Below are 21,720 nucleotides of genomic sequence, written 5' to 3' on the forward strand. Positions count from 1 at the left end.
ATATTTGATGGTTAGTTTTATTGGTTCAATTAGTATAATTTGTTTTATTCTTCTTTAGTAAGATTTAGTAAATCACAACTACCTAATTCTCTTTATGGAATAAATTGTAAGACCGACTTTAGGAAGCCGGTTGTACAAAATGGAGATAATATATAATTATAATACTGTTAACGTAAAAATGTAATTCTACAAGGCTGCAGTTATAATTTACAGCAACTGTACAAATGAACTTTAAATAGATTACTAAATAAAATAATCCATTTACATTAAATAAAACTCAAAACTATTGTTTAAAAATTCAACATCAGATATTATCTGATGATTGCCATTGCTAGAATTATTGTGAAACACAACGCACTGAACTTCCGCGCGTTCTACCAGGTAAACAATGGAAAATGCCCGAATTGGTTATGAAGCTGATTACTGCAAGGGGGGAATAATAACAATCAATTGAGTATTCTATAATGACCAGCCACAAAGACGAGAATAGGCAAGCTATAAATAGTAGGAAAAAATTGATTGAGCCTCAATGTAAATTCATCAATTTCTATTTTTTACAAGAATCCATCCTGATCTGATAAATGGTTTCCTACTAACCGGATCTTCCCATGAAATAGTATACCAATAAGAAGCTGTGGGAACAGAACTGCTCAAATATTTTCCATCCCACACCGGATTACTTTCTGTAGCTTTAAACACTTGATGACCATATCTGTCAACGATAATTGCTGAGAAATTCCTTAGTTTTGAAATTCCTGCAAAACTGATTACATCATTAATACCATCTCCGTTTGGAGTAAAGGTATTTGGTAAGAAAAAAGTATAATATTGTACAGAAGTATCACAAAGGGTTCCCACATTTCTTACCCTGATTGCATATTCTGTATTCTTATTAACATTATAAAATATCTCAGAATTCTGCCAAAGCACTCCCCCATCAATAGAGTATTCCAGTGGAAGGGTTTCATTATTTTTTGCCCTAATTTTTAAATTATCATTTTCATAAATTACTTCCAGAATATCCGGTACCTGAGTGTAAGAAACATTAGCAGAGTATTGTTTTGAACAGACGCCATTGTTGATAGTGACGGTATAAATTCCGTCCTGAGTGACTTCGATAGTCCTGGTTGTTTCTCCTGTGTTCCATAGATAAGTGTAATTAGGACCAGATCCGGCATCCAAGAGCCCTTTTTGCCCTTTACATACTTTGATATCATGAAGAATAGACTCAATGGCAGGAACCACAGTAATTATAATACTTGCCTCGGCACTACATCCGTTAAGACCTGTTCCTTCAACAGTATAAGTCGTTGTCACAGCTGGGGAAACTGTTTGGGTATTTCCGTTTCCAGGTAACCCCGCCCATGTGTAGGTTACAGCACCAGAAGCAGTCAGAATAACAGATTCTCCTTTACAGATTATTATCTGTGTTGCACTAAGCACTACAGGAGGGGGTGTCGTATCTTGCTGCACTGTAACTGAGTTCTGCTTTATACACCCCATCGGAGTAGAACTACTGATGCTTAAGGTATAAACCCCACCTTTGTCAACCACAGGAGTTAAAGTATTTCCTCCGGAAACAATATTTCCTCCGGAGGAAGCTGCCCACAGGAAAGTTGCTCCTGGTTGGTATACAGAGCCTGTACCATCCAATGTTATAGTGTGTTCAATACAAGTGATAGTCTTTGTAGGCGGGACAATACTGACAACGATCAGGGGATCCATCTTAACGGTTACAGTCTTCTGATACTGACACCCTAAAGCAGTCGTAACTGTTACAGTATAGGTTCCAGCTGCGGTCACAGTAAGTGTATTTCCAGTAGTACCGTTAGACCAAAGAAAACTATTTCCTGTTCCGTCAGCTACAGCGGTTAATAACGTGGAATCTCCTTCACAGAATACCAGATTTCCTGTAATCAGTAGATGAGGATCCTCACCCTTAAGAATGGTAACTGCTACAGAATCACTCTTACAAGATCCGTTATCATTGACAAGCGTATATACTCCTCCTGAATTTACGGTGATGGATTGCGTAGTCTCTCCTGTAGACCAAACATTTCCCATAGGTAAACTGGAAGTGAGTACAACAGGGATATCATGACAAATTACTGTAGATGAAGCAGTGATAACAGGTACAGGTTTTGCGTTTACGATAAGCTGTAACTCTGCAATACTATAGCAGAACCCAGAAGATACACGTACATAAATTGTAGTATTTGCTGATGAATAAGCTGTAGGATTTGATAACGTATTAGCATTTCCCGCATCAGCATCCGCCAGATTTTGATAATAGGAAAAGCCAACACCTGGTTCTGAAGAAATAGTGGTTTCAGCATCTTTTAAATTAAATACTGCAGTATCTGTAACTGAACATATACTAAGTGATGCGTTTTGAGCAGCCGGTGCCTTTGAAATATTGAGGTGAAGTGTAACCTGCTCACAATCCGGGAATTCAGGATCATTTCCACAAAATTTATACACAAGAGTATCTGCGCCGTTATATCCCGGATCTGCAATATAATTGATATTCCCAGTTGAAGGATCAATAGTTGCAGTGCCATGAGATGGGGGTGTAATGACCACCACACTTCCCGGAACAAGGGTTTGTGAAGATTGGGAAAACTGTGGGACAATTTGAAGATGATCTCCACAGATCGAATCATTTTTTGTTGTTTCCTTCAAACAGCTGTTAACTTTATAAACAGGAGTAAATTTAGGCTCACAGGAACCGGCTGTTATTTTTACAGTATAATTACCTCCCTGGGCAGGCATATAGGTATTCGAAGTGGCCCCAGGAATACTATTTCCATTCAAATACCATTGATATGTATCGTAGCTGTCATCAACTTCAAGAGTAATATCCGGGGCACATTCCCCTGATTTATTCATAATGACAGGTATTGAAGAAAAACCTGCAAAATATCCACCGTACCCTGCATTAGTATATCCACCGTTAATTCCCGCAGTAACTGCTTTGTCTGAAGTAATGGTTGTGTTTCCTGTAATATTCTGTATAGAGTAAGTAACCCAGTCATTGTTTCCCTGAAGAGGATAAGGCCCCTGAACCGCTGTTGGAGCATTTCCGTTGACCGTTATATTAGCGCCAACTTGCGTAAGAATATTCAATCTTACTGATAGTGATGAAATATTAGGCATTTCATTGATTTTCCCGATTTCATCAATTTTTCTGGGTAAGAAACAGTTTAAAGGAGGAATAAGGTTATATCCACCGGTGTACCCACCGTCCCCCACTCCTACAAGCTGATAGAGATAAACATTTTTTGAAGTTTTGACATACATATTAGAATGTCCGTTACCCTGGTTGACATAAGCATTAGCAAGAATTCTATAGTATTGCCCCGCATTAATGGTTACGATAGGATTTATACTATTATTGAGAAAAATCTGTGTATTATTTTCAGTAGCGATAACAATCCCCCCATCCATATTATAAGGACTCGTAGAAACACTTTTAATCATGGCAAATTCATTTCCAAGGCGTCCTACCGGGATTGACTGGTCCATAATCAGATCGGAACCATCATTTGCTGTAGTAGCATAAAAACCATTTGAATTGCCATTGGTCACAGTGATTGGTTTATCAGAAGTAATCTTTGCTCCAATAAATCCGTCCCTGTTAGGTATTGTATTGGTGATACCAGCAAGGGTATAAGACTGACCTTTGTTTAAAGTAACCGTCAGTACAGAAGGAGTTGAAGCGACGTTTAAAAAACTTATACTTGGATTATAACCTGAAATATTCACGGTTGTATTATCTTCAGTAGCAAGAATTCCAGTTGTAAAATTATAGTTATTGGCACTCACAGTTATCGGTGCTGCTGCTGCAAAAAATTCAGTTCCAATACCTGCTCTACCTTTAGAGGTAATGATCTCGGCATGAGCTCCTGCCGCTATTCGCATTGTTAAGAAATAAGGCTTATCCCCTATAGTATATATTCCTTTATTAGACTTTGAAGCAGCCTCAGAAGTTGCAGTCAATTTTATATAGCTGGGGTCGACAGTAAAAGTTGCTGGTGAGCCTTTACTGATAGTAACACTTCCGATCTGGTTATTATTACTATAAATTTTAACAGTAAATGGTGTAGCAGAATCTGTCGAAAAATAAAGCCCATGAATGTATGAACTTCCCATACTATCAAAGTAAGGGGCAACCCAGTGCTCCGTATCTCTTTGTCCGAAAAGTTCTGCCAGTGAAAAAAATAGGAAAAGAAAAAGTAATCTCTTTTTTACTGTAGAAAAAAGTGTTTTATATCTTATCATATCATGAAAGATGAATTCGATATACAAAGTTAACAACTAATACCCTGTAATACAGGAAGTAAAATATAGTATTATCTGGATTTTTATGTAGTTTGTTAGCGACAATGAAATTGTAAAAACAATATAGTTTACAATCTTTAAAACATACAATCCATCTTATCGTGTTCAAAATTGTAGACGATTTTCGAATATTCTAATTTCAATTATTTTACATGCTTTATTAATGGTAGGATTTTCAGTAAGGAGATTAAAATTTTTAAAGGATTAGTAGCAAATATTTCCATTAATGTAATAGTGATAAAATTACACAACAATAGTTAAAGTACTACATACTAACAACATATAACATCATATATATATATCTAATTTTACATAAATGCAATTAACGAATTGATTAATCAAAAAAATTGCATAGCAGCTTTATTCAACTATTTATTATTTAATAACAAAAACAATACTATGAGAAAAACGCTATTTATTACATTAGTTTCGTTAGGCTTTACTTTTACTAATGGACAAGTGGGAATTAATACGACTGCACCTAAAACAACTTTAGAAATAGACATTAATACCGCAAGTACAGGTGTCGATGGACTGTTAATTCCAAGAGTAGACAGGGAAAGAGCAGAAAATATGACATCTATCCCCCTTTCAACTATGATCTATGTGAATGATATTTCCACAGGAACACAGTCCGGTGTAGGAATTAACATTGATTCAGTTGGTTTCTATTATTTTGATGGAACATCCTGGAGACCTATTAATTCAACCAATAGCCCTACACAAGGTTCAACAGTTCAAAAGCTAAGATATTTAGGAGCACCAAATGCTACTAAAACTCTTATTATTGATGGTTTTTATGAGGTTAGGTTCAGCCCTATTACTAATGGTTTCGCTCTTCAGCTTAGACTTTTAGATCCTCCTTCTGTAAACTATACGATAAGATATAATCGCATAGGGAGTACTACCGGAACCAATAATCCTTATTCAAATTCAATTGTATTTACACCCGCAAACTACAGTACATGGCAAAATTTAGATACGCCGACAGGGGCAGGAACATCCTATATGTACACTGGAGTATTTTCATCACCAAATAGGGATAAATTACATGAATACGTTTTGAATAGCTATTTAGGCGATTTTATTAATATGGCTATTAAGACTTATTAGATTGATTAAAATAATTATTTAGCTTATCAAGTGTTTAACATTATCATGGCTTTTAAGATTACAGTTTAAGATTTTTAATTATATTATATAATCAACACAATTTTTATAAGAATAAAAAGGAGAAAAAATAGTATTTTTCTCCTTTCCTATTATTTAGTTAAATGATTACGATTTCTTAATCATTCATCAGATTTTAAACATTTTTTCTACTTAATCTTTTTTAAGATTTGTGGTATTTTTTTGATTAACAAATTCTTAGATGAATTACTTTCACTCTGCGTACGCCAAGGATCAGTCTTACATCCAATAAATAAATTGACAGCAATGATTAAAAGGGTTCTGATCAATACTTTTTTTTTCTTCATAATACGTAAATCCAACATTTTATTATATAATTATATTAGGTTATTTTCTATAGAATAATGAAGTGCAAACTTATTGTAATTCTTTTTTTAAAAGCCCTGTAATCATATAGTTTTCCATAGATAAGAATGTAATATAATCACTACATATTTTTAAACCTTATTACCTGGTCAATGCTTTAAGTGTTTGGAGATTGATAAGCCAGTTTAAAAACCGATTATTACGTTCTGAGTTGTCTGTTGGAGAAACGACTTCTTTATGACAAATCCATAACACTTTACAACGGTCATGAACTCCCTGCATGGCTACAGGTGCATGTAATATTCCATAGTATAATTCCAGATAATATGAAAGAGACAGTAGAAATTCTACATCTCCCTGCATCGAATAGGAACTAAAAAGATGATGCATTTTTTCGAGCAACCTGTCTTTCCTTACTGTTAAGGTATCTATACTGAATTGATCGAACAAATCAGCTTTATTAAACCTCCCTGGAGTAAAACTTTTGGGATGGCATTCCCGAGAGCCAGGGATTAAGTTATCTTTGTACAGATGATAGTATTTATCTTTTGCTCTTTGTGAATAATAATGGATTCCAACAGCTCCATAGACACCGTCTACTTTCTGATTTTTTAATAACTCTTTTTCAGCATCAAAACGGTTAGGAAGATAATAATTGCTGGCATCAAGAAAAGAAATAAAATCACCGGAAGCATTTTCAATTCCTAAATTTCTGGTACGTATATTATCTGCCTTATATCTGCCTTGATTATGCTGAAAAAGTTTTACCCTATCATAGTCCTCCACAAGCTTTTCACATATTGCCAGCGAATGATCAGAAGAACCGTATTCTATGAGAAATACTTCGTATACTTCCTCAAACTGTAGAGCAGACTTTGCAGCATTTGCAATAAACTTTTCTGCATTGTAAACTGATATAATTACTGAAATTTTCATTTATCGGGTATTAGTTTTTGTTCGAATGTTTTAACAAAATGAATACAATCTGTAATCTTTTCAGCAAATAACAACAGCTTCTCTGAATTTGAACAACATCAATAACCCGGTCTTATATTTATTCTTGAGAATGAAGATCTGAAAAAGGAAACCATTACAGCCTTTTCTTAACAGATACTTTAATTATGGACGTACTTCTGAAACAATTTGCCTTTAACTGTACTTAAAAATATTCTTCAGAAAAAATCCGACAAAGATTTTAATCTCGGCCGGATGAAATGATAATTCAGCAAATATCTTTAAATCATTTAGAGCCTAACAAAAATACATTTATAGAAATGATTGCTTTAAAGACAACATTGTAAAAATAAAACTATCTGTTCCTTACCACAATAAATACCAGGTAGTATTTTCACTAATAATATGTAATTTTTTAACTACCAGCATACTATTCCCATCTCATACAATAGTGGAGCCAACAACTACATTATATTTTTATCATATTCCTTCAGCTGTATAAATTAATCTTTACAATAGTTTTATAGTGATTATTCCCCTCTTGTTCTGAAAAAAAATCAAACTTTTCGGGAAAGTACTTTTCCAGAATATGGATAACCGCTGTATTACTTTGTAATCCGGATTCTGCCTCATTGAAGTTCATACTATTATTGCCATTAAAATTAACTATCTCATAAAACAAGTTAATATCATCCGTTTTACAAGTTAGCTTTATAAAGCTATCTGGGTTTTCTCCAATCTGAGAACATTGAAGAGCACTTTGAAAAAGATTGAGAAAAAGTGACGAAGGAATCTCTATGCGGTCAAATACATCTTTATTCCCAACATCAACCGCAAGATTAAGGGAATGATTATATCTTAACTGATACAACGATGCTAAAGCTTCGATGGAAGATAATTCCTGACTTACGGTTATTTTTTCTTTTTCACTGTCATATAAGAGATAATGCAGGAGTCTGCTCAACTGCAAAATGGAGTCTGAAGTTTTTGTTGAACCGCTGAAACTTGCAGTATGAATACTATTGAGAATACTGAATAAAAAATGAGGATTAAATTTTGATTTGGGTACTATAGAATAATCAGTTTCTTTTTGTTTTTCAGAATTTGTAATTTTCTTTTCCATCAGAAATTTATCTTTTGTAATCCCGAGACATGAGGCAACTAATATAACGGCTGCATGATAGATATATACGTCATACAAGAAATTAATATAAACTGCTTCTTGGTTAAAATCCAGGGCAAATAAATCCTGCTCCCACAAGATCCTAAAAAATGAGGATAATAAAAAGCAAATGAAAGAATAAAGAATAAATACCAAGTATTTTTGAGAGAGATAAAAATTAGGAACCAGGTAATAATACACCAGATAATAGATCCCGATAGTAAAAGTACTATTCAAAATGATACTCCAGATCAGTTCTGTCGTACTAAGAATATCCTTTTCTGTGAAAAAAATCATGAAAATGAAGAAAGAAAAGAAAAAGAAATGCAGAAACTTCACTATAATTTTCCAGGGAAATTTCATAAGGGATCTGAGGACTTTACTATTTAGTAAAATCCATATCATTGCAGGTATTATAATTATATTAGTTATTAAGAAAATTTTCATAACTACTGGCTATGAATTGATTAATTGATTTTTTTAGTTGCTGTTAAAGCCGGAATGAGGTAGAGGTCTGAATTTTCCAGGCATGAGCTTTCTGATTGTCAAAAGTCTGCTTTATTCCGTAATTGGCTTCAGCCCCTATCTTAAATCTTTTGTAGGGCTGGAAAATCAAGTTCAGGCTCATATGATAAAGGCTTTTTGTCATATCTACCGGAATATAATCTTTACCACCAACCCTTGAATAGCTGGCAAAAGCTACAGAGCTCCATTTTGAATTCCACCAATGCTCATAAATTCCAACGATGTTAAATAACTGAAGGGTCTCCAGAAGATTCTTATGTGCAGGATCAGGTACTGCATCATACTTCTCTCCGTTCAAGTCAGCATTATATGTGGCAATCCCATTTCCAAAAGAACTTTCAAAACTGAAGATATTGTTTTCATCATGTCTTAATTTTCCTGACATCATAGCTCCCCAGCCTACAATAGTACGGGTCTTATACTCATCTTCTATATTTTCTTTCATAGCATAGCTGATAGGCAGCAGGATAGCTCCTGCTTTGATATAGCTTTTTTCATCACCATATCTATACATAGCAGAGAATGATGGGAGTATTGCCCTTTTTCTCCACCCGGGAGAATTTGAAGGAAGCGAAATACTCGGAGTATTTGGGTCCTCCACAGATAAAGAAAGAACTTCTTTTTTAGAGATATGAGTGTAATAACTCACCTGCAGTCTACGGGAATATAGTAATCCACTAGGGCCATTGAAGTCAAAAATATTGGGGAAAATTTCAGCATCGGAAAAGTTACTTGCTGTCTGTCCGATAGTCAATCCGTTCCAGCGTAAAAACCCATGCTTGAACCTGGGGGATGTAGCTCCGTTTTTACCATAAAAATCAATTTCAAGATAGGAAGAAAAAGAATTTTCTGTAGTTGTATTTTTTTTCTTTATTTCTAATCCAATAGTGGTCTGTTTCATACTAAAATATCCTTTTAAATTATCATTCTGAGGAACTTCCATAGTTTGAGGAACAAAGCCATCTGTCGCATTCATTTTTTGAAAAGTAATTCCATAATTGGCCTGTATAAAGGGTTTCAAAGAAACCTCAAGCTCACCGTCAGTAGTTTGTGTTTTAGCTAAGGTAATTTGTGCCGGATCCTTGCCATAAATAAGCATCATAACCAGAAAGATTATAGATCTTTGTGTTTTTTTCATCGTAATATTGTGTTTCTGAATAAGTTTTCAAAAGTCTTTGTGTTTTTTTGCTTTTGCTTTAAGTGAATATTTATTTTTCGATTATTATCACTTTAAACCATATATAAAAGCAAATGTATTCTGCTATTTTTCAACAAATCATGACTGAAGTCAGTTTTTTATTAACATATTAGCAATTGATAATATCTGTACAAACCGTTCAAAGAAAAAATAGAAAAGCTTCACCCGTAGGTGAAGCTTAACAACATAAATGATCAAAAAGTCCCAATGACTGCAAGGTCAGATCATTGGGATAAAATAAATATAAAGATTAAAAAATGTGCAAAATCATGAGCTGGATCTGTGTATATATCATATTGGAAATCTGCTAATCAACATAAAAAAACCCTATACTAACATTACATACTTACATTCTTTTTCTGATACTTATCGAGTTCCAATTTAAAACATCCCAGTACAAATTCGGTATAAAATAACTTGGCATTACCTGGTTTTGTTCTTGAATGCAGATCCAGCTTTTCAGATAAGATAACCTCTCCCTTATAGACAATGGCAAAATAACAATAGAGCTTTCCTTTTGATTCATTTACCGGTAAAGCATACCCGGTTATACCAATCGACCAGTCTGTTTTGTAAAGAGCTGCAACTTTTAGTGCCATTGTTTTGGCAATTTGGCGTGATACACAATTATACTTTCGGGCCTCATCTTCATTCACAGAAAGAAGGCCAACCTTTTCCCTCAATGTATAGGCGGTGATTCCACCTTTAAAGAATCGGGAAGCTTCTTTCATCTGAGAGAAAGAAAATTGTAAAAATCCCGAGGTTACACTCTCGGCAGTGGAAACTGTTTCACCAGATGAAAGAAGATATTCCCCTATGTGCTCAAATAAATTTTCCAGTTCTATCATAAAACATATCAGAGACTGTACCGGTTCTGGTTCAGAAATTTGTAAAGATTTTAAAATCATTGAATGTTTTTATTAATAATTATCTTGTTGTGTTTTAAACAGCCAAACTATCTAAATAAAAACTTGAAAATCATGATTATAATCATCTTATCTTTTTTCGACTCCATCTGGACCTATTGAACTATAATATATATCAAAATCAATAAGGAATGCAAACTTGAATGAGTCTTTTAGATAAGGAATACATAGAAAAACATAAATGTAATTTCACTGAAATATAATAATTATCCAAATTAATTTTAATAAAATTTTATAGGATATTATTTATTATCTTTTAATGTTATAGCCAGAATAAAAATGCAGAGACTATCTCTTTTTGAAATAGTCCCTGCATGCAATTTAAGCTTATATAGAGAAATATATTATTTTACTTTGCGGGGGCTCCGTACTGCTACTGAAAGTGAAATATAAATATTTTGCTCAATTCTATATTCTATTTCAATAACAATCAGTGCAGTTACGGACTGTGCTCCCTTATAATAGTCACCACTTCTTAAGACGAGGGATTAAATTCTATATAGGAACTTTGTGCTTTTAATTCAAATAAATCATGGTTGTCTTAAGTTGTCGTAACAAATTATATTTAATAGTTAAAATTAGTTATGAGATAATTTCATATATATTGATTAACTGCTGAAGTATTGTACCATTCATGATGACATTTATTGTCAGTATACATTATTGATTTCTACCTTCTCATGATAAATTCACCAAAGAAACCAGCGATAATAATTACATTTTTTCATTTGTTAAATATTTTATTGGCTATTGAATACGTTAATGAAACCTACCTTCACTATTTGTCTAAATTTTGATATTATATACATATAATTTGTTTCCTCTTGAAAATGTTTCGCCTTACAATATTTTGTGTAAACCCTACAACTTTAATTCCTTGAGATATTCTACTCTAAATTTAACACTTCATTAGTAAATAAAACACTGAACATTAGTAATATTATCACTATTTAATTGTAGTTTTTTAACTAAAAAGTATTAATAATAAAAAAGACAGCCATTACTGCGCTGCCAAAATACATTTGCGTTCAAAATAATTGATAATAATATTTAGTCTGTAAACGAATTTATAAGAACCTTTTTATTCCAGAATTCCACGATGGAAGTATATATGTAATAATAGGTATCTGTTTCATATATTGAGATATCATTTGACCATTAGAGATTGCTAATTATGAATGTTGATGGGTTTGCTAAGTAGTAGTATCAAATTGATCATATATCAAGCCAGTTTTTAAAAGTTAAAATTACTTGGGTACCTGTACCCTTATCAATATCAATAGATAAAAAAATTTGTTCATCTTTTTGTATTGTATTGATGGTATGTATTCTTTCATGAGTAAGTGCCAACCCATAGCCAGTAACAAATGTTTTAGAATTCCATGCCCCATTATCTTCTATCATTATAATCAAATCGTTTTTCTCTTCCCTGCAGGTAATAATGAGCTGCCCCTGTTCCTTGAGAGATGATACACCATGTTTCACTGCATTTTCAACCAGAGGCTGCAATAGCAGTGTGGGAATTTCTATTTCTGCAATATGTAAAACGTCTGAAACGATGATTTCCCATTGAAAGTCAAACCGAAGGGCTTCAATTCTTAAATAGATACGCATCATGTCCAACTCCTGATCAAGACTGTTGAACAAATCTTTGTTTTTAGATAGGGATTTTCTTAAAAGCATACCAAATTCCTCAAGATAAGTATTAGCCTCGCCAGTACGTCCAGTATTCATTAATCCTTGGATACTATTAAGAGCGTTAAAAGTAAAATGCGGATTTAACATGGATTGAAGTCGCATAGCTTCCTCCTCTAGTTTATTTTGCTGAGCTTCCGAACTTTTTATTTTTTTTCTGAATTTCCATGTAATAATATAAAACCCGAACGTAGTTAAGCTTAAAAAGAATATGGAATAAATAATAATTGATTGGTACCAATGCGGCTTTATCTTGATATATTTCACTCCATTAGTTTCAGGTTGCGCAAGGTAATTGTACCTTAGTTCATATTCTGTATCTGAATTTACGTTAAGCATTTCGCCTGGCTGAAGAACTCCTGAAGATATCTTTTTTTTCGTACTCAGATCAGTCAGTCGATACTCGACATCCAGTGTATCATCCATAGCTTTCTCCAATTCCACATTAGTTACATTAGATGATAAACTTATATTTGAGTGTACATCATCTGAGAAACCCAAAGTGAAATTAAATTTTAAATCATCTGTTCGTGGTGCCAGCATTTTAATTTGCGGAACAGATCTGATACGACTTATTCTATATCTCCGCAAAAGTTTATTTGTCTTTTTATCAGACAATTCAATAACATATTCGTTTCCTACATTAAGAAAAATCTGATTGCTGAAGGGCTCAGAATTTTGTCGTCTATTTTTATTACAATCAGAGATGTAATAAGCCCGGCTTCTGATATTAGATTCGTTAAAAAGTTCTGTAGTCTTTATATTGACAAGCCCACCTATAATTACGAATTCATGTTCAGGTGTATCTTTTATTAAACCGTCTCTTACTCCAATTCCTTCGATAGTAATATAATCTGTATTTTTTACCCGAGAATTTTTTGCAGAACTGATTATACTTAAAAAAAAACAGATAAATAAAAGTAAAATTTGAGTCTTCAATTTCATTTTTCGATCATTTACTTTTTTTATATATTTAGTTTTTACCGTTAAAAATTATGGGTTACCATAACATTATGCATGGCAATTTTTATCAAGAGTATCTATACAGGCTATACATTTCATAATACTTTCCATTCAGTATATCAAATTGTTCTACGAATTTTTCGATATCCAGTTTCTATTGAAATATCCGATTTCTTTGGTTCTTTTTTCTTCTTCTTAGTAATTTTAGTAATTGCATTATCATTCTTTAGACACTGAACATGTATATTGATAAAAATTACAATCAACATTCTCAATATAGTTGTAAGTTTTACATTTTCCATTTTTTAAATATTTTAATTGTTTAATTGCATAAAAATAGATACATATGAATATAGTTAAGCATAACAATGTGTAAGCAGGTAGAATCAATGTGAATCTGAATCAATTGGTAATTTGATAGAGTAACTATCCATTAGAAAACCCCTACAATTAAAATCTTATGTGTCCAAAAAAAAGATTAAAAAGACTTTTAGCATCTGCTAAAAAAAACTTCCCTGATATAGGGAAGCTTCAAATATTAATAAATCCCCATAATTATATATTCTAATCATAAGGAATAATGTAAATATAATTTCTGAAAACATAAAATAAGATTAATTTTGTATAAGTCACATCAAAAACCAAATAATAAAGTACTTAATGGTTAAAAACACAAAATATCAATAGTATATGACCTAACTTTTCAATGCCTCTTTTACCAGGATCTTTCTTTGACGTGATATTGGGATCTTTTGATCTGTAAAAGCCAAAATTAAATATCCTGAATCTTGATTTAAAATGCTTATTACATGCCTTTTGTTGACCAGATGTGACTGATGACATCTTATAAACCCAAAAGATCTGAACATCTCCTCATATTCATAAATAGGTTTGGAAATCACATGTACCAAACCATTTATTAAATAGAAAATAGTATAGTTATTCGATGATTCACATCGCAAAATATTTTGAACAGGGACAAGTAGAGTTTCCTTTTGGGTTGGCAGAGCTATTTTTTTATTTTCAAGAGGCAGTTTGTCTTCCAATAGTTCCATAAGGTGACGAAGCCTTATATTCTCTAATTTTTTTGCAAGCGAAAATTCAATTTTTTCTACGGTAGCTTTTAGTTCATCTATATTAATGGGTTTCAACAAATAATCCAATGCAGAAAATTTAATCGCCTGTATTCCATAGAAGTCATAAGCTGTCACAAAAATAACATCGAATTGCAAGTGTTTGAAATATTTTAAAAGTTCAAACCCATTTTTCTTAGGCATTTCTATATCAAGAAATACAACATCAGGTCTTACAGCTTTAATAACAGAATATGCCTCATCTACACAGCCGGCTGTACCCTCAATATTTACCGATGGACAATGACATGTTAATAAGTATTGTAAATTGCAGACGTTTATTGGTTCATCATCAACTATTACTGCGGTAATCATTTATTAATCCAATTTTAAAAATTAAAATCCCATATAATGATAATTAAAATGTTGAACTAAAATATCAAATACATCATCACGTCTGTATGTGATGATTTGTTTCCATTATATTTTAGAGGATCCTAACTGCCACCAAAAGTGAAATATAAAGCATGGTTGTCTTAAATTGTTGTAACAAAATATATTGAGTAGTTAAGGTTACAATATGATTTTGTAAGATATTTCAGCAATAAAAACTTAAATATTGACATTCAGTCTTTTAGTTTTAAAGTGCGGCAAATTACTTTGCCGCACGAGTTTGAATGAAGAAACAAACCCTATAATAGCCTATTAATGTGCTAATAAAATTTTATTCTGAAATACAACGGACCGAATAGCCGTAGGTACGTTTATTACTACCACTGATATTTGCAGGCTCCAATATGGAAACACCAAACCAAAGAGAATATGCTGCCCCAGCACTTTCAGTACTACTCCAATAGTAAGCATTTGAAGCATGGGCGACAGATACACCAGAAGGATAATTACGGAAACCCGTTGCCGGGAAAACTAAAGTATTACCATTATTCACAAATCTCTTACCTGTGCTAAAGTCAGAAGAGTTAGCGGTCCAGGTTGTTCCTACATTACTTACAGTACTTGCAGAAACAAAACCTTGCCATTCAATACGGGTGGGTACACGAAAGCCAGCTGGACAGGGATCATTCGCCACAACTTTCACCGGAGCTGCCTCAGTAGCTCCATTCCAAGAGCCAGCAGGAGCATTAGTTGTATTCCATCCTGAAATAGTACTTGAAGTGCTATAAGCTGTAGCTACAGCAATCTTTTTCCCCCATTGATAGTAATTTCCAAAAATCCCCTGAACCATAACATTAGGATCCAAAGTTGGGTCAGCTCCCAAATTTCTAGTCATCATTTGACGTGTTTGACCATTAACCGTAACATCTACAGCATCAGGAAAGCTGCTGGAAGGTTGTACGGTCAGATTAAAACCACAGTTTTCTCCACCTAAGTCAATATTGAAAGTAGCAGTACCGGCAACGGCAGGTATTCCTATAATATTAAAGGTTAAGGTTCCGCTGCCGTTATTAAGTGTTCCTGAAGGAAGTACAGCATTTAATCCAGCTACACCGATGGAAGGAACTATCAATTCAGAATAAATACCTCCGTTCCCTCCATTATAAGGAATGGTAACACTGACACCAGCAGCAGGACTTGTTGCCTCCAATGTTCCTATATGAGTACTGGATGAACAAAGTAGCTGTGTTACTGCAGCTGTATTTGTACCACTCAAAATCACCTTTACCCATCGGTTGGTTCCGGCATCAAAATAATAAAATCCACGGGAATCCATACCCTCCACCTGACCGGTACGGCTGGCTGGATCAGGAGGAGCAGTAACAAAAACCATTGTAGCATCCTGATCGTCACCATATACTCCGGCAGTATCAGCAGCTTTAAGGGAATTGCCCGTTACCCTGGGAATGATTAGACCTTCTGCAGCACTTCCGTCTGTTGTTTTACTCTTAACATCCAAAGTAGACTTTGGAGTTATATTGTTAACTCCTACCTGCCCGTAAACTAGAGCACCAATTAAAAACATTGGTAATAAATACATTTTTCTCATTTGTTAAATATTTTAATGATTACTTAATAGTAAATACATTTAGGAAACCTAATTTTTCTTCAGCTGTATAGATCTAAATCAAATTCCACAGCCTGATAATATTCTATCTTTTAAAAATTCTTTCCTTGTAATATTTCGTTTACATTACAATATCACTACCATTAACCATTAACTAAATAATGTACAAAAGGAAACACTACAAACTTAACAATTCATTAGTAAATAAAACACTGATTATCAGTAACATTACAACTAGCAGACTGTAGTTTTTTATCTAATAAAAACAGATTGTATACAAAAATAACAGCTGTACATTTATATCAAATTCCAAATACTACTACAAACAAGAATATTGGACAACCTGGAATTACATTTATTTTTGTCCGATACATTTTAAGAATGAAAAGCATCTTATATCTTACAGACTTTTATTATCAGGCTAAAGGAAGAGCCTATTATAAAGAGGATCTTTATATAACTTCAAAGCTGAAAGATCACTTTAATATTCTGATTGGACATCCTCATCAGGCTAATTCATATCTTGAATATGCAGATATCATCATTTTCAGAAATACTGGATCCGTCATGAATTATGAACCCTACTTTAAAGAATTTGTTAACAATGTTAAAAAGAAAAATCTCTTAACATTCAACTCATTTGACGGGAAAGGTGATCAGAAAGGAAAGGATTACTTGCTATATCTCACAAAGAATAATTATCCTGTTATTCCTACCGTAGAAAACTTAAGTGAACTTAATACACTTGGAGTTTCTGAAAATTATATGGTTAAAATGAAAAATGGAGCAGATTCAATAGGCCAGGAAAAAATCAGCTATAGAGATGCTCACAACATAGAACTTAATGGTAAAATTATACAGCCCTATATTGACTTTAAATACGAAGTTTCTTTTATTTATCTCAATAACCAGTTTCAATACGCTGTTTATGCACCACAAAAAGATAAAAGATGGGAACTCATTGAATACGTTCCTTCAGCCAACGAAATTGAATTTGCAGATCAGTTTATTCAGTGGAACAGTCTTAAGAGAGGAATAACAAGAGTGGATGCTTGTTGTATTTCGGATAATTCTCTTCTTCTGGTTGAATTGGAAGACCTTAATCCTTATCTTTCTCTGGAAGTATTATCTGAAATCAAGCGGGAAACTTTCATTAAAAACTGGATAGAGATATTAGCTAACATCTAATAAGAATAAAATCCGGCAAAATAAGCCGGATCATAAAATAATATATCATTCAGACCTATAATAAAAAAATCCTAACGATCAAGATAATACTATCCAGGTCTGGCTGCAAATTTATAAAGAAGTTTTTTAAGTCCCCTGTTTTAAAGCAGTCATATTATTTCTAATTTATTGTAGTTAAATAACTACAATAAATTACCGTTGAAGTTAATATATTTTTGTTTTTTTAGTTATAAAGACACAATGATATAGGATTATTAAAATAATTTTTTGAAAGATTTCGGATTAGTTTTTCAGCAATTTCTGTCAAGTTTCTGCATTTTATAATATTGAAAATCACTTTTGTAAATATTCCTTTAATTTTCTTTATGAGTATTCTGAGCAATACCACCAGCATACATTCTGTAGAAATTTCGTACACTGTAATACAGTAATCTGATTCTAAAATATCTTTCATAGCTCTATACAATTGTCAGTGGAACAATCAGAAAATCATAACACAGTTTGATTGATTTACGGTTTATAGTTAACAATAAAAAAGTTAAATTTCAAGATTAGGTATAGCATTTGAAACAAAATTATTGAGTATCTCTTCACAATGGATATTGCGTTATATAATATAGTATTTTCTCTAATAATATATAGTTTTTTCATTACAATAAATAATCGTCCAGTTAATAAAACTTCTTGACATTAAATTCATTATTTCAAACTTTCTGAAATTCTTTACGCTTTACAATTTCCACATTTTAAAAATAAAGAAACACCGCTTTGAATGGCTATTTGTTATTTTTATGCCATAAAATGAAACAACTTTTTTTATGCAATAAAAAAGCATTCGCTGACTAGTATTTTTTTAAAAAAAATGGTGAAATTGCAAAAACCAACATGGGCACAAACACCTATTATTAAATACATTACATCCTGCAAGAAAACATAACACTCTTGTTTTTTGCATTTTTTTTAATTATTTTTGATAAACATTTATTACCCCAAATTTTAATCAATAGCGTTCTGCCATTAAGCTGATTACATGTAATCAGCCAAGAAAACTGACGTGATCCAATAACCAGTCGATTACCTATAGCTGATCATTTCTAACTTTAATTCAAAAAAAATAATCATGAATTTTAATCAGGCATTACAGCACAAAAAAGAAATTTTAAAAAGTTTGGGAGAATTAAGAAAATTTAATGATGCAGAAATTATGATTTTACCTTTTAAAGCTGAAGACTTCCAAAGATATATGGACGAATACAGGAAAGACCCTAAAAAATTTAATGATCAATCCTGTATTAAATTTTCAACCGATAATAAATATATGGTGTATAGAATGTGTAAAGATCAGATTCTCAATTGCAGGTAAGAATAATTTTTTAAAGAAAGCAGAAAGCAGAAAGCTTTTCAATTTTAATAATTGATGAGATCTTTATTAAATTGCTAGAAGAAGGAGAAATAGTCCTGGTCCTGAATCCAGTAAAATAATAAATCAAATCCCTTACAATTTAAAATATACTTACCATAACCAAACATATTGCGTCTTTCAAAGATAATTTTACAGATAGTCTGCGTAAATTTCACAATAAAGTTGAGAATATGATCTTTATAAGAAGGTGGATTCCTTCTTATTTTTAGAAAAAACAGTATCATTATTAAAAACAAAAACACGGTTTTATAAATCTTCACAGGAATTAATGGACAAATGCACCAGATTACCACCGCCGGGGTAAATTGCAAAATACTTTGGGTTCCCCCGATTAGCATCGAAATAGATACTTAATCCATCCGGTTTTCGTGGATGCGGACTATTCTCAATGAAATATTGTTTACCGCCCAACTCAATGATAATCTTGTAAGTTGTTAAAATCGTTTCATTTCCTTCTCTGTCAAAAACAATAACTTTGTCAAATGGAACATTACTGACAAATTGATTTACATTTTTCATATATTAATATTTTAATTGAACATATATTAGGATAGAACCTAATATGGATAATAGATTCAGAGTATTATTTCAGAACAACCCTAAATTTTCCAACCTGGCTTCCGGAAGCCATTAAACTTTTTTCTATCACAAGATTGTAATCCCCTATCTGGGTTAGATTATATTCAAAGTCTTTTCCAAAAGGGCCATCAATGCTTCGCTGATTCAGCTCAATATTATTAAACCGGATATTATCCTGTCCCGAATCCGGAATGATACGGCCGGAAATTTTAGTCTTTATTGTGTTTCTCAGCTGTATTACCAATTTCTGGTTTTCATTAGTAAATTCTTCCTGAATTTCAACAGGAAACTGACGCATATCTACAACACGGGTAATAACTTCATTAGTGACAGTTCTATCAACCCATTGGTTTTCAATAGCTTTAAGCGTATCAGTTCCAAGAGAATTTTGCGTTGACGGATGAGACTTTCCTGTGATACATGATTTATTGGAACAAGATAAGGCCAGCAAACTCGATAGAAGAAGAATACATAGTTGTTGCATAAGATTGATTTTTACATTAATAAAATTGATGTCAATATCTCTGATTTTTTAAATCTGTGATTTTACCTTTCTTGAGTGTTTTTTTAATGCTGCAAATGCATGCTCCCCCTACGTATTAAATAACAGAAATAATATGTTTTTTATCTGATGTTCAATTAAAAAGAAAATAAAATCCGGTGATGGCTTTACCCAATACCAGATAATGAAAATAAACAGTTTGAGACTTAAATATTTCAAATATTTGAATATGATAAATGTTCTCCTAAGATTTATTACAAATCTAAAAAGATATTTTTCATATTTCATTCAATAACACTCGTATTATTATTAACAAACTGTAGTTTTTCAACTAAAAAACATAGTGTAATGGCGTAATGAAACTAAAACAGTGTTTTAGTTTCATTACGCCATTACAAATAATAATAGTATAAGACTCATATCTTTTCTTGAATCTTATTGTCATCCTGATTTCAATGATCTTCAGCTACTTTTCTAAAGAGTATCAGCAGATAAACTCACCATCGCAATAGTAACAGTAATAATCCGTTTTTGAAATTTCAATCGGAAATCCAAGGATTCGCCGGCTCATACCGAAAATACCACCTAGCTTTTCAATCTGGAATATATGATGAGAACCACATCGGGTACACGACGGATTTGACACTTCAGTCTTTATATTTGCATCGCCTGCATACGCTAGCTCATCATGAGTACGATCGCTCTTTAGAATATTTATAGCATCCTCAATGTCAACATCAAAAACCTGAAGTTGTATTGCACCAACTGCCTGTAAAAGCATAGAATCAGCATTAGCGAAGTTTTCACTGGCTATAAAACCATTAATTCCGTTTTTTTCCAACAACAGCTTATCTTTTTTCGCATTGTTCATTTGTCTGTAAAATCTAATACTGATCAGTCTGGACATGTTAAAATATATATTTTATGAATATCAATAAGCCATAATGCAGATAAGACCGTTGAAAATAAAAGTTTTGAAAAAAATTCCAGAAGAAACAACCTCTACATCCACAATCAAATGGTTTAGTAAAAGATTTTTCCGTTCCTGATAGTAACAATTTTATCCTTTTCCATTTTTTTTAATGTTCTGATGACTGTTTCCTCACAAAGTCCTGTTAAGCAAGCCATCTGATTTCTGGTTAACGGTATCTTGAAAGAATACAGAAACTTTTTTTTCTGGAAACTTTTTAAATAATCCAGTAATCCTCTGATTTTAACTGCAGGACTTAGTGAAGTAAGATACTTCTTAATGATGCACTCGTCATACATTCCATGAGAAAGGTTCTTTACAATAACCGATAACAACTCTGTGCTTTGTCCAACTAATTCCAAAAATGCCTGTTTGGGAAGCCTTACAATACAACTTTGAGTTACCGTCTCTGCATTCATCGGATAGGGCTTTTCAGCAAAAAGTGTATATTCCCCAAAGCTCTGTCCGTCTGAAAAAATATTATGAATAAACTCTTTTCCTTCTTCTTTATAGCTATTGAGCTTTACTTTGCCATTTATTATCTGATAGTAATAAAAAGGAAATTCATCTTCACAAAAAATCAATTCATTCGGTTTATAATACCTAATTTCACCCTTTGCTAAAAGCAAATCTTCGTCTATTATCATACTACTCCTTTTAAAAAAGTTGAATAAAATTACTTAGGTTATAGTTTTAGTATCAGC

The 21,720-nt window shown here is 32.6% G+C and carries 15 protein-coding genes; 3 read left to right on the forward strand and 12 right to left on the reverse strand.

The features are described from left to right. Positions 1–540 precede the first annotated feature (540 nt). Positions 541–4,281, reverse strand: a complete 3,741-nt coding sequence (locus JOE44_RS07430) for a T9SS type B sorting domain-containing protein (RefSeq protein ID WP_209785020.1) — start codon at positions 4,279–4,281, stop codon at positions 541–543. Positions 4,282–4,740: 459 nt separating this feature from the next. Here JOE44_RS07430 and JOE44_RS07435 point away from each other — a divergent pair, with 459 nt between their 5' ends. Beyond that, a complete protein-coding gene (locus JOE44_RS07435) occupies positions 4,741–5,454 on the forward strand; it encodes a hypothetical protein (protein ID WP_209785021.1) in 714 nt (237 codons plus the stop codon). Positions 5,455–5,979: 525 nt separating this feature from the next. On the opposite strand, the gene JOE44_RS07440 is transcribed toward JOE44_RS07435, so the two are convergent. The 7 genes from JOE44_RS07440 to JOE44_RS07470 all read right to left on the reverse strand — a co-directional run bounded on the left by JOE44_RS07440 (position 5,980) and on the right by JOE44_RS07470 (position 16,336). Further along, positions 5,980–6,774: a glycosyltransferase family 2 protein gene (locus JOE44_RS07440; protein WP_209785022.1), complete on the reverse strand. Its 795-nt coding sequence runs from the start codon at positions 6,772–6,774 to the stop codon at positions 5,980–5,982. A 508-nt stretch (positions 6,775–7,282) separates the two neighbouring features. Continuing rightward, complete coding sequence (locus JOE44_RS25125) at positions 7,283–7,915, reverse strand: histidine kinase (protein ID WP_223601904.1); 633 nt, start codon at positions 7,913–7,915, stop codon at positions 7,283–7,285. Positions 7,916–8,444: 529 nt separating this feature from the next. Continuing rightward, the gene (locus JOE44_RS07450; RefSeq protein ID WP_209785023.1) at positions 8,445–9,617 is read right to left on the reverse strand and encodes a DcaP family trimeric outer membrane transporter; all 1,173 of its coding nucleotides are present in this window, start codon (positions 9,615–9,617) and stop codon (positions 8,445–8,447) included. A 398-nt stretch (positions 9,618–10,015) separates the two neighbouring features. Next, on the reverse strand, positions 10,016–10,585 hold the full coding sequence (locus JOE44_RS07455; protein WP_209785024.1) for a nicotinamide-nucleotide amidohydrolase family protein: 570 nt from the start codon (positions 10,583–10,585) through the stop codon (positions 10,016–10,018). A gap of 1,233 nt (positions 10,586–11,818) precedes the next feature. Further along, positions 11,819–13,243, reverse strand: a complete 1,425-nt coding sequence (locus JOE44_RS07460) for a histidine kinase (RefSeq protein WP_209785025.1) — start codon at positions 13,241–13,243, stop codon at positions 11,819–11,821. A 713-nt stretch (positions 13,244–13,956) separates the two neighbouring features. Further along, entirely contained in the window at positions 13,957–14,709 is a 753-nt protein-coding gene (locus JOE44_RS07465) for a LytTR family DNA-binding domain-containing protein (protein WP_209785026.1), read from the reverse strand. A gap of 349 nt (positions 14,710–15,058) precedes the next feature. Continuing rightward, positions 15,059–16,336, reverse strand: a complete 1,278-nt coding sequence (locus JOE44_RS07470) for an FISUMP domain-containing protein (protein WP_209785027.1) — start codon at positions 16,334–16,336, stop codon at positions 15,059–15,061. A 399-nt stretch (positions 16,337–16,735) separates the two neighbouring features. Between JOE44_RS07470 and JOE44_RS07475 the strand changes: the two genes are divergently transcribed. Further along, positions 16,736–17,542 (forward strand): hypothetical protein, encoded by an 807-nt coding sequence (locus tag JOE44_RS07475; protein WP_209785028.1) that lies wholly within the window; start codon positions 16,736–16,738, stop codon positions 17,540–17,542. A 1,120-nt stretch (positions 17,543–18,662) separates the two neighbouring features. Further along, on the forward strand, positions 18,663–18,905 hold the full coding sequence (locus JOE44_RS07480; protein ID WP_209785029.1) for a hypothetical protein: 243 nt from the start codon (positions 18,663–18,665) through the stop codon (positions 18,903–18,905). 306 nt (positions 18,906–19,211) lie between these two features. On the opposite strand, the gene JOE44_RS07485 is transcribed toward JOE44_RS07480, so the two are convergent. The 4 genes from JOE44_RS07485 to JOE44_RS07500 all read right to left on the reverse strand — a co-directional run bounded on the left by JOE44_RS07485 (position 19,212) and on the right by JOE44_RS07500 (position 21,663). Next, the gene (locus tag JOE44_RS07485; RefSeq protein WP_209785030.1) at positions 19,212–19,484 is read right to left on the reverse strand and encodes a hypothetical protein; all 273 of its coding nucleotides are present in this window, start codon (positions 19,482–19,484) and stop codon (positions 19,212–19,214) included. A gap of 64 nt (positions 19,485–19,548) precedes the next feature. After that, positions 19,549–20,028: a hypothetical protein gene (locus tag JOE44_RS07490; protein ID WP_209785031.1), complete on the reverse strand. Its 480-nt coding sequence runs from the start codon at positions 20,026–20,028 to the stop codon at positions 19,549–19,551. A 502-nt stretch (positions 20,029–20,530) separates the two neighbouring features. After that, on the reverse strand, positions 20,531–20,953 hold the full coding sequence (locus tag JOE44_RS07495; RefSeq protein ID WP_209785032.1) for a hypothetical protein: 423 nt from the start codon (positions 20,951–20,953) through the stop codon (positions 20,531–20,533). A gap of 116 nt (positions 20,954–21,069) precedes the next feature. After that, a complete protein-coding gene (locus tag JOE44_RS07500; RefSeq protein ID WP_209785033.1) occupies positions 21,070–21,663 on the reverse strand; it encodes a Crp/Fnr family transcriptional regulator in 594 nt (197 codons plus the stop codon). Positions 21,664–21,720: the final 57 nt, after the last annotated feature.

Source organism: Chryseobacterium sp. PvR013 (assembly GCF_017833095.1).
Classification (GTDB): Bacteria; Bacteroidota; Bacteroidia; order Flavobacteriales; family Weeksellaceae; genus Chryseobacterium; species Chryseobacterium culicis_A.

What these genes read in the sequence shown, in the direction of transcription:
- JOE44_RS07430 (WP_209785020.1), bottom strand. Translation starts at nt 4,281, where the DNA reads ATGATAAGATATAAAACACTTTTTTCTACAGTAAAAAAGAGATTACTT.
- JOE44_RS07435 (WP_209785021.1), top strand. Translation starts at nt 4,741, where the DNA reads ATGAGAAAAACGCTATTTATTACATTAGTTTCGTTAGGCTTTACTTTT.
- JOE44_RS07440 (WP_209785022.1), bottom strand. Translation starts at nt 6,774, where the DNA reads ATGAAAATTTCAGTAATTATATCAGTTTACAATGCAGAAAAGTTTATT.
- JOE44_RS25125 (WP_223601904.1), bottom strand. Translation starts at nt 7,915, where the DNA reads ATGGAAAAGAAAATTACAAATTCTGAAAAACAAAAAGAAACTGATTAT.
- JOE44_RS07450 (WP_209785023.1), bottom strand. Translation starts at nt 9,617, where the DNA reads ATGAAAAAAACACAAAGATCTATAATCTTTCTGGTTATGATGCTTATT.
- JOE44_RS07455 (WP_209785024.1), bottom strand. Translation starts at nt 10,585, where the DNA reads ATGATTTTAAAATCTTTACAAATTTCTGAACCAGAACCGGTACAGTCT.
- JOE44_RS07460 (WP_209785025.1), bottom strand. Translation starts at nt 13,243, where the DNA reads ATGAAATTGAAGACTCAAATTTTACTTTTATTTATCTGTTTTTTTTTA.
- JOE44_RS07465 (WP_209785026.1), bottom strand. Translation starts at nt 14,709, where the DNA reads ATGATTACCGCAGTAATAGTTGATGATGAACCAATAAACGTCTGCAAT.
- JOE44_RS07470 (WP_209785027.1), bottom strand. Translation starts at nt 16,336, where the DNA reads ATGAGAAAAATGTATTTATTACCAATGTTTTTAATTGGTGCTCTAGTT.
- JOE44_RS07475 (WP_209785028.1), top strand. Translation starts at nt 16,736, where the DNA reads ATGAAAAGCATCTTATATCTTACAGACTTTTATTATCAGGCTAAAGGA.
- JOE44_RS07480 (WP_209785029.1), top strand. Translation starts at nt 18,663, where the DNA reads ATGAATTTTAATCAGGCATTACAGCACAAAAAAGAAATTTTAAAAAGT.
- JOE44_RS07485 (WP_209785030.1), bottom strand. Translation starts at nt 19,484, where the DNA reads ATGAAAAATGTAAATCAATTTGTCAGTAATGTTCCATTTGACAAAGTT.
- JOE44_RS07490 (WP_209785031.1), bottom strand. Translation starts at nt 20,028, where the DNA reads ATGCAACAACTATGTATTCTTCTTCTATCGAGTTTGCTGGCCTTATCT.
- JOE44_RS07495 (WP_209785032.1), bottom strand. Translation starts at nt 20,953, where the DNA reads ATGTCCAGACTGATCAGTATTAGATTTTACAGACAAATGAACAATGCG.
- JOE44_RS07500 (WP_209785033.1), bottom strand. Translation starts at nt 21,663, where the DNA reads ATGATAATAGACGAAGATTTGCTTTTAGCAAAGGGTGAAATTAGGTAT.